Source organism: Catonella sp. (assembly GCF_052173895.1).
Taxonomy (GTDB): Bacteria; Bacillota; Clostridia; order Lachnospirales; family Lachnospiraceae; genus Catonella.
On sequence record NZ_JBQMXS010000041.1, the window covers coordinates 1 to 15,783 of the forward strand.

Below are 15,783 nucleotides of genomic sequence, written 5' to 3' on the forward strand. Positions count from 1 at the left end.
AAATTTAGCGTTGGGAGAGAATTTTCTCTCACCAACGCTAAATATTATACAACCATTTTAATTTACAGAGTTTTTTGCATACTCTCACTAGCTCTGACACCATAAAAAATCTCATCAAAGCTTACAATCAACTCAATTTTTGGCAATTACACGGTTTTAAAAATAATTAAACCTATATCATGATGTTTATATTTTTATATTAATCAATACTAATTATCATCTAATTCGTTTAATCTATCAATATAAAATCTATTTATCAAACTTGTTTCATCTGAACAAACTTTCATTTCTTCCTCAAGTTCAATAGAAAATTCAGGAATGCACTTTAAAAACAGTTTTTTAACTTTTTTCTTATCAAATACATTTCCACTTTGATAAATAAAACTTTTATCCTCTGAATAATACACTTCATATGTATCAGAACATATATACCTATTACAAAATAAATTAATTTCTTGCTTGTCCCATGATGATTTAAAGGAAGGGTTATACTCTAATAATGGAGATTCCATCTTATCTTCTGAAAGAAAACAAAAATCAATAAACTCATCTTCTGTAATCGCTGCATTTTTATGAAACCATGTAAAAAAACTTGCCCATTCTCCATCGGTAAACACATCCCTGCCAGAAGGCTTCATTAAATCAAAAGTCCCATTCTGTGTAACTTTATATGTCCTTATCCCATCTTTATTCTTCCAAAATAGATATTTTCTAATCCCCATAATTGATTACTCCCTTACCAGCTTGTATATTCTTTTGTTCCCATTACCTATGTTTAATCTAAATTTATATTAAATGTCAACAAAATCTCTTTCATCATACTCTTACTATTATCAACTAGTCATTCTAAACCAATAATTGAATAATGTTATTATAATAAAATAAGTATTTTCAATAAAAACCTTCATTGACTTTTTTAACATGTCAAAAAATACTATCCACAACTAAAACAACTTCGTTAATTTTTTATTTATATATAATCTATAGATTAATCTTTCTCATACTTGCGCACAGCATCCTGTAAATCTAATATTTTTTTTGTACCATTATCTCCTAATGCAGTTGAAAATATTTTATACGTTTTCAACCTATCACTAGTGCCCTTTCCCTCAAGAAACTCAACAATATCACTTAAATTCGTAATACCTGACTCTTTTAATATTTGAACAATTCCCACCAACTCCTTAGCATCAATATTTATGCCTGAATCTTTAATTTTAGTTAGTGTGGCAATACATTCTGGTGTTATTTCAATGCCACCTATCTTTTGCTCTATTGCCTTTGTTTCAAGTGCCATACCAACAGTCTTACATCCCATTTTTTCCTCTAGAGTCATTTTATTAAACTTTTCTTTATCTAGCTGAACTTCAGTTTTTAAATATTTGATATATGCTTCTACATCATTACCAAAATCTTCTAAGTTCTTATCGGTCTGTTCTACTTTTGCACCGAGAGTTTCTGGATTTTCTTCAGACTGGATTCCCAAAAAATCTGTTACAGAATGAATAATCTTCGCAGCAATTGAAATAAGCCTACCTACATCCGTATTTACCTTTGATAATCTAGCTATAACTTTAAATGAATTTAATGCAAAACCACTAATCTTAGTTCCTATGCATGAAGCAGCTCCACTAATAACACTACCTACTGTTGAAACAATACTTCCTATTGCCGTAAATAATCCCATGACTAACACTCTCCTTTTTTTATCGTAGAATCTAAACAAAAATAATTCTTATATTTTTCTATCGAATATGATGTACCTTGATTTGCAATTTCGTTTAATAATTCCTCAACATAATCATATATTTCTGGATTTGTAACCAAATGATTGCTGTTATGAGAGAAGTAGCATAAGATACGAACAATATCCTTAAAATTATAAAGCGTTTTTAATTTTATAATATCTTCTACAAAAACATCAGATATTTTCCTTTTATGTATACAATTGTAATATTTCTTGACAAATTGTGATGTCGGTCGTAAAAAGTCCAAATATATACTAACAAGTTTATTACTAGGTTGTTCTTCTAATTTTTCCAATCCTGGCAATATTCCTCTCTTATATACAGAAGCGTAATATGAAATAATTCTATCCCTAAGAGTAAAATCTTCTAGAGGAGGCCTTTCGGTATCATTCTCAGTATTTTTTTCAATTTGAACTTGAATTGCTTTTGATAATCCTGGCATCATCATAATCGCTCTACCACTTGATAAATATGATAAATATTCCTTCTGCTCGTCTTTAAGAGCCATCGTATTTCCAATAGCTTCTTTATCGTCTTGAGCAAATATCTTGTGAACAATCTTTGTGTTCGTATTTTTGAGAACTTCTGGTGTCAATTTGTTTGGTATCTGATCGACTATTATCAGTGATTCTCCATACTTTCTAACTTCTGCAAGCATATCTGCAAACATTTCTACACCTTGTTTTTTGTTCATACTATCTCCAGGCATGTATTTACTCAACAGGCGATGTGCTTCTTCTATCAAAGTTAAATGATTAATTGATTTTTTTCCATTATTATTATACTTTACTCTTATTGCTTCTGAAAGATTGGCAAGAATAAATCCCATAATCAAAGATTTTTCTGAAACACTCTTTATATATTCTAATTCAAGAATTACCTTCTTATCTAATAATTCAACAAAGTCTATTGAGCGTGGTGTATTTAGCATTTGCCCCTTGGACCCCACTGTAAGTCCTTTTAATCTTGCTCTTATAGACCCAATATATTCATCTTTTAACCTGTCATCAAATCCTTGTTCCCTTACTACTTTTTCAACTTTCTTTTCTAAATCTCCAAGGGTTGGAAAAGAAAATGTACCATCTGCAAAAGGATTTGAATATTTGTAATTTCTATTATTAGAAATATTCCACCCTTTATCCTCATAGCATTCATAAATTGCTGCTTCTAACAACTGTGGTATCGCAGCTTCCATATCAAAAGCTGCTTCCATACTTGCCTTAATCATGTCTACTCTTGAAGTTATATTTTCACCTTCAAAAAATTCAAACGGATTTAGTCTAAAGGGTGCTCCTGACTCTTTTCCCAAAGTAAATACAAGCATGTCTGGAAATTCTTTTTCTGCCATTACTCTATACTCCGTTTTAGCTGGTTCTATTACTAAAAAATTATTTCTACTAGCTAATAATAATTTCTGACATGTTGTTGTTTTACCACCACCAGTAACCCCTGTTACAAAAATGTGTTTATCAAAATATGCTTTATCAAAGCAAACAGGTATATTGGAAACTCCATTCTCACCATTTAATACTACACCACTCTGTACTAAATGTCCCAATAAAATAGGATCTTTCATTATTTTATTAATATTCAGTCCAAACTCAACCTCCTCTCTTAATGCGAGACCAACTACTTCTTTCTGTGGTAACCCAGCTATTAAACTAATTTCCTGAGAAGACATCCAGTTTCCAAGCAAAGCCATTTGTGGATTAATATAAAATTGAGAACAAGAAGTTCTTATTCCTAACTCGTCTTCATTAATTTCATCCCTAAAATTGATCATCGGGATTTGAAATTTTTTCAAAAGACGAGTTTCTTCACTATTAGTTTTAAAAGCTTTTAATGGCATTCGATTACCAGCTTCACCACCATAAATAGATTTTAAGGTATTCTCAATTTTTATTAAAGAAGATGGATCTTTTCCTAGGAGAACTGTTGATGTAATGAATAATCCTTTACCTAAACCATAATCCAAACGTGGGAGTATTACATCATCCATATATTTAATCCAATCTTGAACTTTCTTATTCACTACTTCTAGAGTTGTTGAACTTCCAGTATTTTTTCCAGTTTGTTTAGACTCTGTATTAGATGTACTCTTTGATATAGACTTGGAATCACTTGTACTTGTTGAAGTACTTTTACTTTCGGATTCTGAAGTAGCATCAGAACTATTTATGTTTATGTTAGTTCCTTCTGAACCTCCTTGTGAGACTCTATTATTACTTGAATTATAAGTAGTTCCTGTACTTTTTCCACTAGATTCACCTTTAGTATGACTTGTTGAATAACTTGCTCCTTCTTGTTCAGATGTAGAACTGCTAGTTCCTTCAGTTTCAGAATCACCTTTTGTCATCGATTCACTAGTTCCAATACTCTTCCCTGTAGATTCCTGTATAGAGGTCTTGCCTATTGGTGCTATAGAGTTATAAAGGTGGTACATGCTATTTTGTATATTATTAATATTGGATCCAATTATCGGCTTAGCTATAAGCATAAGTGCAAATTCATCACCAAGCATTACATCAATCACTCGATCTACTGACTGAAATTTTTCATCGTCCTTATTTATTCCAGGTACACCTTCAAGTATTTTTGCTTCTTTAAATGAATCAATAGATGATAAAATTTTCTTTCTCTCATTAGGGTTTATTTCAGTTATAACGCTTCCTCTAAAATTCCCTTGTAGACTTGGTTTAATTATTTTTTCACCAATTTCTGCTATTCCAAGTATTCTATCACCATCATATGAAAAATCCTGAGCAACTCCATAATAAAATCTAACACCTGAAGCATCACCTTTAATAATATAAACAAAATTAACTCCATCAATGCTCATTGAAGAAATAACATTTTCAAGAGCTTCTTTTCTAGGAGACTTATCTTCAAAAGTAATCTCATCTATCCGATATAAGGCAAGAAAATCCATTGTAATCTCTTTTGGCAACTCATTTTTAATATCAATTTCATTTTTGTTCGCCTTCAAATATAAGCTACTTGAATCATATAATCTATCTAATATAAATTCTTCATCATTCATATTAAAATCACAGTTCCTTTCTTATAATACCACTTAATTTTGAATTTTCAATATTATCATCTTTTGCAACAACATACTCCAAGGTATGAGGATCTATAGCACGAATATATACAAATGCAGTCTCATCAACTACGTCTATTTCACAACGCAAGCGCTTTACTGCTGCATTACCATCAACAACTAAATTTCCATTCACACACTCTGGTAAAGTTGTGTAATATAAATCAAATATCGAGTCGTCTGCTTCAATAAATTTATACCACTCATTATAGTCAGGCTTTCCTCTATACTTTGTAAGTTTTGAGTCATCCTTAAACAGAACGAATTTTTTCTTTGATCTCCACCCAATAAAATACTGAAATGGAATTTCATCATCTATTCCTACATTGGTAATGCGCTCAATAGAACCACCTGCTCTACATTGAATAAGTCCAAATGCTACACCTGTTTTACCAGTAGGTTTTTCATAGTCATCTCTACATGGAGTAAGTCCCCTACTTTCCATTTTTTTATATGATTCTTCTGTCCCCAAAGGTGGAAATATTTCAAATAATCTACCAATATCATCCTTAATACCATATCTTTCTTTAACCTGGTTTTCTTGTTCTTCAATAGCTTCTTCAAAGATTTTTTTTACTACTGGTGATTTACATGAATTGCCAGCAAGAAGTATATTTACTGTTGTCGGCTTTTTTACTTTTTCGTTTTGATATGAAAGTAATAATGCAGAGAAGAAATTTTTCACACCTTCTCTAATACGAGTTTCAATAATACTATTAAGCTTTTCAAGACTAAAAAGTAATGTTTCATTAGGGTTATCATTACCATCTTTATCAAATAATGTAAGAACAAATTTTATATTATCATTATTAAAATTATCGATTACTAGTTGATACTTACCTATAAATTCATTAAGCTTTTCTAGATTGTAATCATCATCATACCTTTTTTCTGTCAAGCTATCTGTTATGCTTTTAAATTCTACTTGAATTTCCTCTTTAGATGTATCGTTGTAAACAGCTTTTGTTATCTTATTTACTAAATCATCAATTCTATTTCTTGAATCTGTTTCTTCATTCACCTGACTAATAGATGACTCCCAATATGGTCTAATCTTTTCCATAAGGTTATGCATATTTTTTTCCGCTTCTTGAGAATTTGCCAATAATGAATCAGAGCCTAAGAACTCTGTACATTTCGGTGCTAAAGTAAACGTATACCCATTTTCACGCATTAACGCTTGATTATCCTTAAATACTTCAAAGGCTAGCATTTCAAGAAGATTTTCTCCACCTAAATATTCATCACCACCTGCTCCAAAATTTTCAATTGCATAATCATATCTTCGTTTTGAAGACTGTTTCCATAAGCCAAAATCAAAATCTGTTGTTCCTCCACCAAAATCAAAAATACCGTAAAAAATTTCTTCCTCATCTTCTGGCTCAAACCCATACTCTTGTAATGCACACACAGCATACGCTGCTGGCTCACTTATATCACCATTCACATGGAATTTTCTCATAATCTCCTCATTATTTAAAATTGATGAAGGCAAAGACTTCTTTAATCCTTTTTCAAAACTTTTTACTATCTTCTCACGAATTTTAGCTTCATAAGTTACAGGAAAAGAAAGGTAATAATCTAAAAAAATTCCATGACCCTTTCTCATATTGTTTATGTATAGACCAATGTAGTATGCATATAATTCAATTGGATTCCACTCACCATCATCTAAATCCAAAAAAGCCTTAAGAACATATGTCTTCCCATCATGTGATTGTACTCTAAACTGCTTTTCTCTTTGCCCTGCCCATTGTTTTATTTGATGAAGATATTCATAGTATTCATCACTCTTGCTATTAGCAAACTGTTCCTTTGCAGTATGAGATATTGTTAAGTTTTCCCATTTTGTTTTTGGTCTTCCTTTTTTTGATTCATAATCACTTAGAAAAGTATCTAAATCAACAAAATGCATCACTGTTGGATTTTCATACCTTTTTTGAGTAGGTTCCTTACTCAAATTTCCATCACCAATTCCCATCGGAAGTGAATGTTCAATATCTGACTGATAAACAACTATTGTTGATTTTGTTCCAAAATCAATAGCAATTACACCATTTTCATTAATATCACATTTAGGATTCCTTGCCACCATTTCTTCTGCAATTTCAACTGTATACTGCGATTCATCTTGATTAATCCACAAATCCCAATGTCCTCTATTGGGATCTGTTAGTAAACGTTCCTCATATGGGTCAATATCTGCTCTAATCTTTTCACAATTTAACAATTCTTCCTTCATATCTACTTCCATTTTTTCAATACTTTCTACTGCAATATTTTTGCTATTATAAAACTGCCTTAATACTTTGATAAGTCTCCAATGTAAGTCCTTCATCCATATCTCATCAGTAGATGAGTTATATTCTTCCACTAATAACTTACCTCCTTCAAATAATACTCCTTGTTCTGTAATATATAAGCTTCCTGGATATCTTTTATTTATGGTTACCAAATCGGTTAAACAGTCTATTATTTCAGTTGATAAATTATTTAGACACAAATCATATGGTACCAAATACTTGACTAGTAATTCTTCGATATTATAATACTCTAAGTTAACGATTGGGATAACTATAACTGAAGTATCCGATTTTATTTCAATATTGTTTATATGAGGGTTATATGCAACATAGAGTTCATAATAATCGTTATATCTCTTATCATCACAAATACAAGCAAAGCAAACTCCTTCATCATATATTTCCATTAACAAATCTTTTTTTGTACGTAGTTGTGATAAAGTAGGAAGTTCATACTGCAAGCCCTCAAAAAAATACCTCCCTTTGTTATAATCTTCTATATACTCCTCTAAGAGTTCTAATTCCACCTTCTCATGAAAATATTTTAAGTTTGGGATAATTATTTTTAAGTTTGTATCTAAATATGAATTATACGAATTTTTTCCTAACAATAGTATTGACTGTCTCTCACTACATATATTCTTTATTTCTTTAATAAGGTCAACTATATTAGAGTTAAAATCTTTAATTATAGGTAATATATTATAATATATAATCTTATTGAATTCATTTTCAGAAACTGGATGTTTCTTAGTCAACGCAGTATCCATACTGTTCCTCCTCATCATTAAATTTTTACTACTGCCTTAAATATAGCATTTCTAGTTAGAGAATCATATATCCCACTCAATAAAACCCTTTCTATATACCCATCTGTCTTTGTTCCTTTGATGCTATGTTTATCAGAGTTAAATCGTTCACCAATTTGTGGATTAATAAACTCATATCTTCCACTGTCATCTATTAAGTTAAACAATGTAAAAGCATTTGTAAATAACTCCACCAATTCTTTTACTCCATTCACCTCATCTTCAATAATTCGTCTCTTAGTAAATGTCCATATACCTTCTATATTATCCCAGTCACTTATTGCAACAATAAATGCATAAATATTATCTCTAATAAAAATATTGCCCAAGCGTTGTTTAATACTTTCTGGTAATGCTTTATATGTAGAATATGCCTTATTTATACAAGCATATGTATTTTCATATTCTTCTAACTTACTTATAATGATTTTCTTTTCAGTATTCTCTTTTTTAAGATCTTGATTATACTTAGTTTTAGCTTCTAAAATTCTAGTCTCTAATAGCATATTTTTTTCTTTCAATAAAGCTACTTCATTATCAGACTCTTGTTTTTGCTTAAATATTATTTCAATTTCATTATTTTTTTCTTTATATATTTCTAAATAATTATTACAATTTTTTTCTAATTCTTCAATTCTTAATAATAGTTTTTTATTATATTCTTTTTCTTTTAACAATTGTTCCTCTAATTCTTTATTATCTTCACTGCTATTGTATTCTACATGTTCTGAAGATATAATTATAGTTATTTGCTCTCGTATTATTTCTTCAATATATACACGCATGTCATCCGATTTTAAGACATCAATCACTCTATTTTTAAATTCTTTATTCATTTCTACATTCTCCTATTGAAAAATTATCAGCATTTAAGATATTATGTATTTTTCCAACAATCGTTTTCTTATTATATAAAAAAACACAATCTTATCTCTATGATAGAAAAAGACTGTGTCTAATAATCAATACTATAACTGGCTTATATTTTGCAGTCCCTATAGCTTTGCATCATACATTTTCATATTTTTACCATTACATTATGCTAATGCCAATTATACACTTTTATATATACGATGTCAATATTAGTATTGTCATTTTAACTTTTTTGTTTTTTATTATTAAATATTATCTATTCTATAATTTTTCTTATTTAGTATAAAATTTATCAAGTTTTACAATATACTTACACATAATATTCGCTTTATTATTTATACCTTTTATACTCCGATAGTGCCCCTATTGCAATATTCAAGCTTCTTTTACCTCTTTTCTTTTCTTTGTTTTCCCTTACAGAACTAACTAGGGTTATTTTCCGGTCAGGCAGCTTTAGTATATAAGTTTCATACCAAAAGGGCTGTGGTTTAGGAATCTTGATGACCAGGTCCCCTTGATTGATCTGTACCTCTTGTTCCTTCCAATTTAACAGGGCATAGCCTTCGTAAAGGTCGATATGTCCTTCTAGGTCTTGATGACTCCAAATCTTTTTTGCAAGCCATGTTGGAACCAACATAAATACAGGGATTAAGGCGAATATCAAGTAAACTGTATGCATGGGATGTTGCCTAAAGTAGACTGGTCCATATTCTGGTCCCTTATCTATACCAGTTATCTTCAAAAAACCAAAAAATGCCATTAGTCCAAGTCCTACTCCCAATATTACTAGTACATATAAGACACCTGGCCTGTATTTATTATATCTAAATTTTATTCTCTTCATATTTCCTTCCCTTTTCGCCTCATTCTATTACTGCTTACCTGCTTCATCCATTTCCCTATTAATAATATTTACTAGTAGTTTTTGTTATTTCGTTTTAATTATTCACTTTTACTTTTAACATTTTTATTTTATCCTTTATCTTATATTATACCATTAAATGGTTTTTATGAGTAAAATAGTCCTTATTTAGGTGTATACAAACATAAAACTTATATAATATTTATAGCTCAATTATATTTACCTTCGGAATAATTTTTTCACTCTAAAGACCTCTATAATGATATAATTTACTTATACTTGATTGTATAATTTTAAATTAGAAAAGAGGACTGGAGATGGGCTTTTTTATAACAGTAATAGGTTTTTACCTTGTTTTCCTACTGTCATTTTTATTTACTATTTATATCTATTTCAGGCTTGCAATGGCTGTAAAGGCAGGCGAAGATGTTCCTAAATGGATTTATCTTATAGGTCAAGGTTTTAGGTATAGACATTACAATACCCTTAATGATGTCACTGATTCTACAGCTCTAAGGGAGGCAAGCTTTTTTATGTTGCGTCTTGTAATCGTCAATATTATTGTATTTATTGCACTCTATTACAAAACTTATAATTTACAAAAAGCACTATATACTTGTTTGAGAGCCCAGATGGTTATTGTTCTTGTGACTATCTTCATTCAGGGTATTATAAAAATCATTTCGATAAGTCGTAACAAGACCAATAAACCTATGTATATGTACTCTTCATCAAATGCAGTAATAGGAGGCTTTTTTTTCACTTCTTTCATCCTTACTTTGTGTATATCCATATCAGGTTTTCCTGCTGAGCCTGTCACAGTACAAGTAGACAAGACTAGCCTGGTTGTGGGAGAAACAAGGGCTTCTGACCTCTTGTCTTCAGGCTTTACCTTTTACAAGAAAAGTCCTGATAGCAAGGTTGTAAACAAGCGTAATGACCACTTTTATTATGGTGAACTTGTAGAACTGGTGAAAGATGGCAAGCCATATGGCTATGTGTCCCTTACACCAGAGTTATCAGATTCGGACAAGGTCAAAAACTGCATAGTGACTTTTTATGGAATAAAGGCCGATAATGAACAATTATCAAAGGTTAGGTTTAATAATAAGGACTTGTCAAAACTAACTATTAAAGACTTTAAGACCAGGAAGTTGACAGATATTTTTTCCTTGAATCCTGTAGATTATGAGGAGGTAAAGAACGATACATTTTTCTGTCTTAAATTACAGACATCTGGATATGACTTATGGATGGCCTACCGTATTGAAGCTAATTTTAATTCGGACTATACACCAGATCGCTATGGTGTTAGGGCCCAACATACAATATGGGAGTAGGCATTATATACCTACTCTCATATACTTTATTTATTATTTTTTACATAAAATGTTGCTTTTCCTTTGCCATGTCGTTCAATGTAGCCTTCTTCCGTCAATTTTTTGAGCATATTTTCAATTGTGGCTTTACCAAGGCTTGGAACTAATTCCATAATATCATTTTTTGTAAACTTACCCAACTTATTATCCACTGCATTTCTCACAAGGTCAATTGTTGGTACTTTTTCATCTACATAATCGACTCTCTCTTCAAAATCAATATATGCAGCCAATATAGTTCTTAGGATATACTTTATAAATGGTTCAATATTTTCTTCATTTTCATGCCAGCCTACACCACTTTTTTCCAAAGCCATATAATAATTATCTTTATCTTTCTCTATTTTACTTTCCAAACTGATGTATTTCCCAATAAAATATCCTTGTCTATACAGCAATAAGGTTGTCAATAATCGGCTCATTCTTCCATTTCCATCATTGAATGGATGGATGCAGAGAAAATCATAAATAAAAATTGGAATTAAAAGCAGAGAATCTACTTCTTCTTTATCTAAAGCCCTATTTAATTCATCACAAACTTGTTCAATAGCACCCGGAGTTTCATAGGGTGATAGAGGTTTGAATTTTTCTACTGCATTACCATATATATCTTTTTCAACAATAGAATTTTGTGTGTTTTTATATCGACCACCAATTCCTTTTCCACTATACTTAAATAGGTCTCTATGAAGTTGTAAAATATAATTACTACTAATCGGAATATATTCATAACTTTCGTGAATTATATTTAAGACATCCCTATATCCCAGAATTTCTTCTTCATCCCTATTCCTAGGAGTCGTTTTCTGATTCATTAAGTCTTTTATTCTAACTGCTGTGGTAACAATCCCTTCTATTTTATTTGAATCCTCTACACTTTGAATTTTAGCAATTTCAACTAATTTATCTAAAACAGCAGGTTTGCGTTTTAAAAAAAGTTCTTGCTTTCCCTTGTGTTCATGGATTTGTACCAGCAGATTTATTATTTCACTATCCCATTTGCTTCTTGCTAAATTTTCATAATTAAAAACCCTCATTCGCCTATCTCCTTTCCTTTCGCCTAATTATAGCATATTTTTAGGCGATTGTTAAGTGTTTAGGCGATTAGTTTAGTATGATAATCTTCTTCAATGGAGGAAGCTAACCAATATATACAAGAAATATATATGCGAAAGCCAGCTTTTTACCCTTATATCATTTTGTATATAATTCCGGTCTAGTGATTAATAGGCCATACTTTAACTTTGGCAACTTAATCAATTCGTCATATAATTTTTTAGTTTCTCTGCAAGGTCTCAAGCTTAAATATTCTAAGTTTTCAAGGCTTAAGATAGGAGTATAGTCTTTACTTTTAAGCCTTACTGTTAAAAAACTAAAAAATCTCAACTGTTTCATTTCTGTTAAAAAATCCAGAGAATTTACATGAATATACTGAGGTCCAAGTCCATCGCCTTCAATAGATAGACTCTCTAGGTTTTTAAGCCCAATAATCGGACTGTAATCGTTGATTTTTTGAAAATTCTCTACCGACAAGGCCACAAGGTTTTTCAGTTTTGAAATTGCCTCTATGTTACTTACACTAGCACCCGATCCCAGGTGTAGATACTCAAGTTTGGTCAAGTTGGCAAGATTTGAAATATCAGGATAAAGGCCCCATTTAATATGTAATTTTTTAAGATTTTCCTGCTCACAAACAGCATTAAATAATTCTTGAGGCATCCTGGTAACAAATGTCAATTCTGTAAATGCGGTCTTATTATTTTTTAAAAAATCACACCATTCCTCTAATATTCTCTTCTTATCTTTTGCTGTCTTGTATTGGGGTGTAAAGCTATCTCCCAATTGGGTGCAATTTATGATTAATTCTTTTTCCCCCTTGTAGTCAGATACCTCTACTATACACCTCTTGTCTGGTTCATCTTTATGAAAATAATTATGTCCGTATTTTATCTGCTTCTCTGTTAAAATTGACATTACTTTTACTCCCTATATCCACTATTCTTAAAATGTCTACCTAAGATAATTAAACACTATTGATTTAATTATTCTCCTTTTCAAGAATTTCTGCTATCTTTTCATATGTCTTTCCATTTCTAATGCTAATTTTCTTGTAAAAATCTTGTTTTATTAGCTTTTTATGGTAGGTAGATTTTAAATATTCAGATTCATCGTACTTACCCCAAAATATCGCATTTCTTCCTATATGAACTACTTCATTGTAGAATTGGGATTCATTTATGAAATCTATAATATCTGATTTATCAATTTGGTTTGGTATAAAAAGAACATCTCTTCTTGCGAGCTCTCCGTACCACCAATCAGGCAATTCTGACCTTTCTTCTAAATAAGCCTCTTTGCTTATTAAAGCAAAAGGGATAGAAAAGTCATAGTTACTTTCTAATAAATTTCTTATCTTTGATATACAGTTTTCAGAGCTTTGAATACTAGTGAAAAATAAATTTCCACTGTTGATATAGGAACTAACATCTTCAAAACCCTCATTTAACAATAATTCTTTTAAATCACCCATAGATACCTTATTCTTACCACCTACATTTATTCCACGTAGTAAAAGTATATATCTCAACTAATTAACCTCCATAAATTCATACCCCTTCGGACCTAACTAATAATGCCACACTTTCACAATGTGTTGTCTATTGGATAGGAATACGATTTATTTACCTCGTTACTTGATTGAGGATACAATTTGTTGTCATTTTCTCCATCAATCTCTTTTGCATTTTTTCTTCTGCTTTTGAACAATCGTCCGTCTTGGGAATCTTTTTTACCTGTTTTATATATGATTGTAATCATTGCCGGATCAATTTCACCATCACCATTAGTCCCACCAATAATTATCTTATCTACTATGCTTTCAAATACAGCTCTGTCAAATTTTTCAAGATATTTATTTGACTCAAGCAACCTCTTAAACCCTTCAAGTCTTTTCTTCAATGCTTTTTCATCTGTAAGAGTTACTTCTAATGTTCTTTTTTCTCCAAGTAATTTTTCTTTGCTTAATGTTATTTCATTATACTTTTCTTGATACAAATCCATGCTAATTACTTCATTTAGCCTTAGTTCTACAAGATCTTTTTCTTTTTTCAACACTTTGTCAAGCTGATTGCTTACTTTTTTTAGCTCCTTAGATAAGCTATTGTCTTTGAGTTCTTCTTCTACTGTTTTTAGAAATTCATTAGTAATCTCTACATTATTATGGCATACTTGACGATAACTTTCCATAAATGCTTTTTCTATTGCTTCTTCTTCAAGTCCTTTGCTATATGGACAATGCTTTTTCCCATTCTTGGTAGCATTAACACACTGCCATATTATTTTGGAATGTTCTGTACTGGAGTGCCAAGTTCTCCTCGAAAGTGTATGTCCACAAAATCCACACTCAAGCATACTGCTGAAAGCATATTTTCTTGAATACTTTTCTCTTTTACCACCATTGTTAGCAACAGTATTTCTGTTTTTTGACCTTCTTAATCTAATACCTTGAGCTTTTTCAAAATCTTCTTCCGTAATGATTGGCTCGTGATGGTTTTCTATATAAAACTTATCCTGCTCTCCGAAATTGTCCAATCTTCTCTTTGAAATAGGATCGACTGTATAAGTCTTACCCATCAAAAGATCTCCTTTATATTTTTCATTCTTGATAATGCCTAAAACTGTTGTTTCTGTCCATTTCTTATATCCTCTCGGCGATAAATATCCTTGTTCTTCAAGTTCTCTGGAGATAACCATTCCACCAACACCTTCAAGGTATCTTCTAAAGATATATCGTACAATCTCAGCTTCTTTTTCATTTACAGAAATACTTTTAGTTTCCGGATCATAGTCATAACCTAAACATCCTTGAAAGCCGACCATTTCTCCTCTTTCCATCTTCATTCTCAAGCCTTTTTTAACATTAGCTGAAATGTTCTCTACTTCCTGTTGAGCAACTGAACTTAAAATAGTCAAAAGCAATTCGCCATCCATTGTTAGAGTATTTATGTTTTCTTCTTCAAAAAATACCGCAACATTAAACTCTTTTAACTTTCTTACATACTTTAAAGTGTCTAATGTATTTCTCGCAAATCTTGATATAGACTTTGTAATTATCATATCTATATCGCCATTCATACAGTCATTTATCAACCTTTGAAAGTCAATTCTTCGATCAACCTGTGTTCCGGTTATAGCTTCATCAGCATATATTCCAGCAAGTGTCCACTCATTATTTTTCTTTATATATTCTGTATAGTGTTCGACTTGGGAATTATAGCTATTTATCTGATCTTCATTGTCTGTACTAACTCTACAATATGCTGCCACTCTTTTTATTGAGCGTTCAACACATCCTGATGCAGTTCTTTTAAGTGTGGTATCTCCTTTTATAACTTTAACATCTTTTTTCATCAAATATACCTCCTTTTCGTGTTTTTCTATGCAGTTATATTATACCACACTTGAAATACATTATAAATATAATTCTGTAGAAATATTATACTTTCTCATCAGTTTAATTTTGATTTTTTTATATTCCATGTTATTAAGTAAATGCTTAGAAAGCAACAATGATAGCATAGATAATTGGAGGCTGTATTTTAATAATTCGTTATCCATTTTAATTCCTCCTCATTCAGTTATAATTTAAATTTTTTGACATTGGTAGGTGTCTTGGCTGACAACATAGGAATCTCACCTCCGCCCCTTAT

At 30.8% G+C, this 15,783-nt stretch carries 11 protein-coding genes; 1 reads left to right on the forward strand and 10 read right to left on the reverse strand.

Annotated features, from left to right (window positions below; translation table 11 throughout):
* Positions 1–209: 209 nt before the first annotated feature.
* The 6 genes from ACTTG8_RS08080 to ACTTG8_RS08105 all read right to left on the reverse strand — a co-directional run bounded on the left by ACTTG8_RS08080 (position 210) and on the right by ACTTG8_RS08105 (position 9,677).
* Positions 210–722 (reverse strand): hypothetical protein, encoded by a 513-nt coding sequence (locus ACTTG8_RS08080; protein WP_442561619.1) that lies wholly within the window; start codon positions 720–722, stop codon positions 210–212.
* A 266-nt stretch (positions 723–988) separates the two neighbouring features.
* Positions 989–1,687 carry a hypothetical protein gene (locus tag ACTTG8_RS08085; RefSeq protein ID WP_442561620.1) on the reverse strand — a complete coding sequence of 233 codons (699 nt, stop codon included), beginning with the start codon at positions 1,685–1,687 and terminating at the stop codon, positions 989–991.
* A gap of 2 nt (positions 1,688–1,689) precedes the next feature.
* Positions 1,690–4,788 carry a hypothetical protein gene (locus ACTTG8_RS08090; RefSeq protein WP_442561621.1) on the reverse strand — a complete coding sequence of 1,033 codons (3,099 nt, stop codon included), beginning with the start codon at positions 4,786–4,788 and terminating at the stop codon, positions 1,690–1,692.
* Positions 4,789–4,795: 7 nt separating this feature from the next.
* Positions 4,796–7,921 carry a hypothetical protein gene (locus ACTTG8_RS08095; protein ID WP_442561622.1) on the reverse strand — a complete coding sequence of 1,042 codons (3,126 nt, stop codon included), beginning with the start codon at positions 7,919–7,921 and terminating at the stop codon, positions 4,796–4,798.
* A 17-nt stretch (positions 7,922–7,938) separates the two neighbouring features.
* Complete coding sequence (locus ACTTG8_RS08100) at positions 7,939–8,796, reverse strand: hypothetical protein (protein ID WP_442561623.1); 858 nt, start codon at positions 8,794–8,796, stop codon at positions 7,939–7,941.
* A gap of 368 nt (positions 8,797–9,164) precedes the next feature.
* Positions 9,165–9,677: a hypothetical protein gene (locus ACTTG8_RS08105; protein WP_442561624.1), complete on the reverse strand. Its 513-nt coding sequence runs from the start codon at positions 9,675–9,677 to the stop codon at positions 9,165–9,167.
* A 335-nt stretch (positions 9,678–10,012) separates the two neighbouring features.
* On the opposite strand from ACTTG8_RS08105, the gene ACTTG8_RS08110 reads away from it, so the two are divergent.
* On the forward strand, positions 10,013–11,035 hold the full coding sequence (locus ACTTG8_RS08110; RefSeq protein ID WP_442561625.1) for a hypothetical protein: 1,023 nt from the start codon (positions 10,013–10,015) through the stop codon (positions 11,033–11,035).
* A 26-nt stretch (positions 11,036–11,061) separates the two neighbouring features.
* Here ACTTG8_RS08110 and ACTTG8_RS08115 read toward each other — a convergent pair whose 3' ends face one another.
* From ACTTG8_RS08115 to ACTTG8_RS08130, 4 genes are all read right to left on the reverse strand, one after another.
* Positions 11,062–12,111, reverse strand: a complete 1,050-nt coding sequence (locus ACTTG8_RS08115) for a Fic family protein (RefSeq protein ID WP_442561626.1) — start codon at positions 12,109–12,111, stop codon at positions 11,062–11,064.
* A gap of 157 nt (positions 12,112–12,268) precedes the next feature.
* A complete protein-coding gene (locus ACTTG8_RS08120; RefSeq protein WP_442561627.1) occupies positions 12,269–13,048 on the reverse strand; it encodes a hypothetical protein in 780 nt (259 codons plus the stop codon).
* Positions 13,049–13,112: 64 nt separating this feature from the next.
* Positions 13,113–13,661: a DUF1697 domain-containing protein gene (locus tag ACTTG8_RS08125; protein ID WP_442561628.1), complete on the reverse strand. Its 549-nt coding sequence runs from the start codon at positions 13,659–13,661 to the stop codon at positions 13,113–13,115.
* A gap of 56 nt (positions 13,662–13,717) precedes the next feature.
* Positions 13,718–15,484 (reverse strand): recombinase family protein, encoded by a 1,767-nt coding sequence (locus tag ACTTG8_RS08130; RefSeq protein WP_442561629.1) that lies wholly within the window; start codon positions 15,482–15,484, stop codon positions 13,718–13,720.
* Between the last annotated feature and the right edge of the window lie 299 nt (positions 15,485–15,783).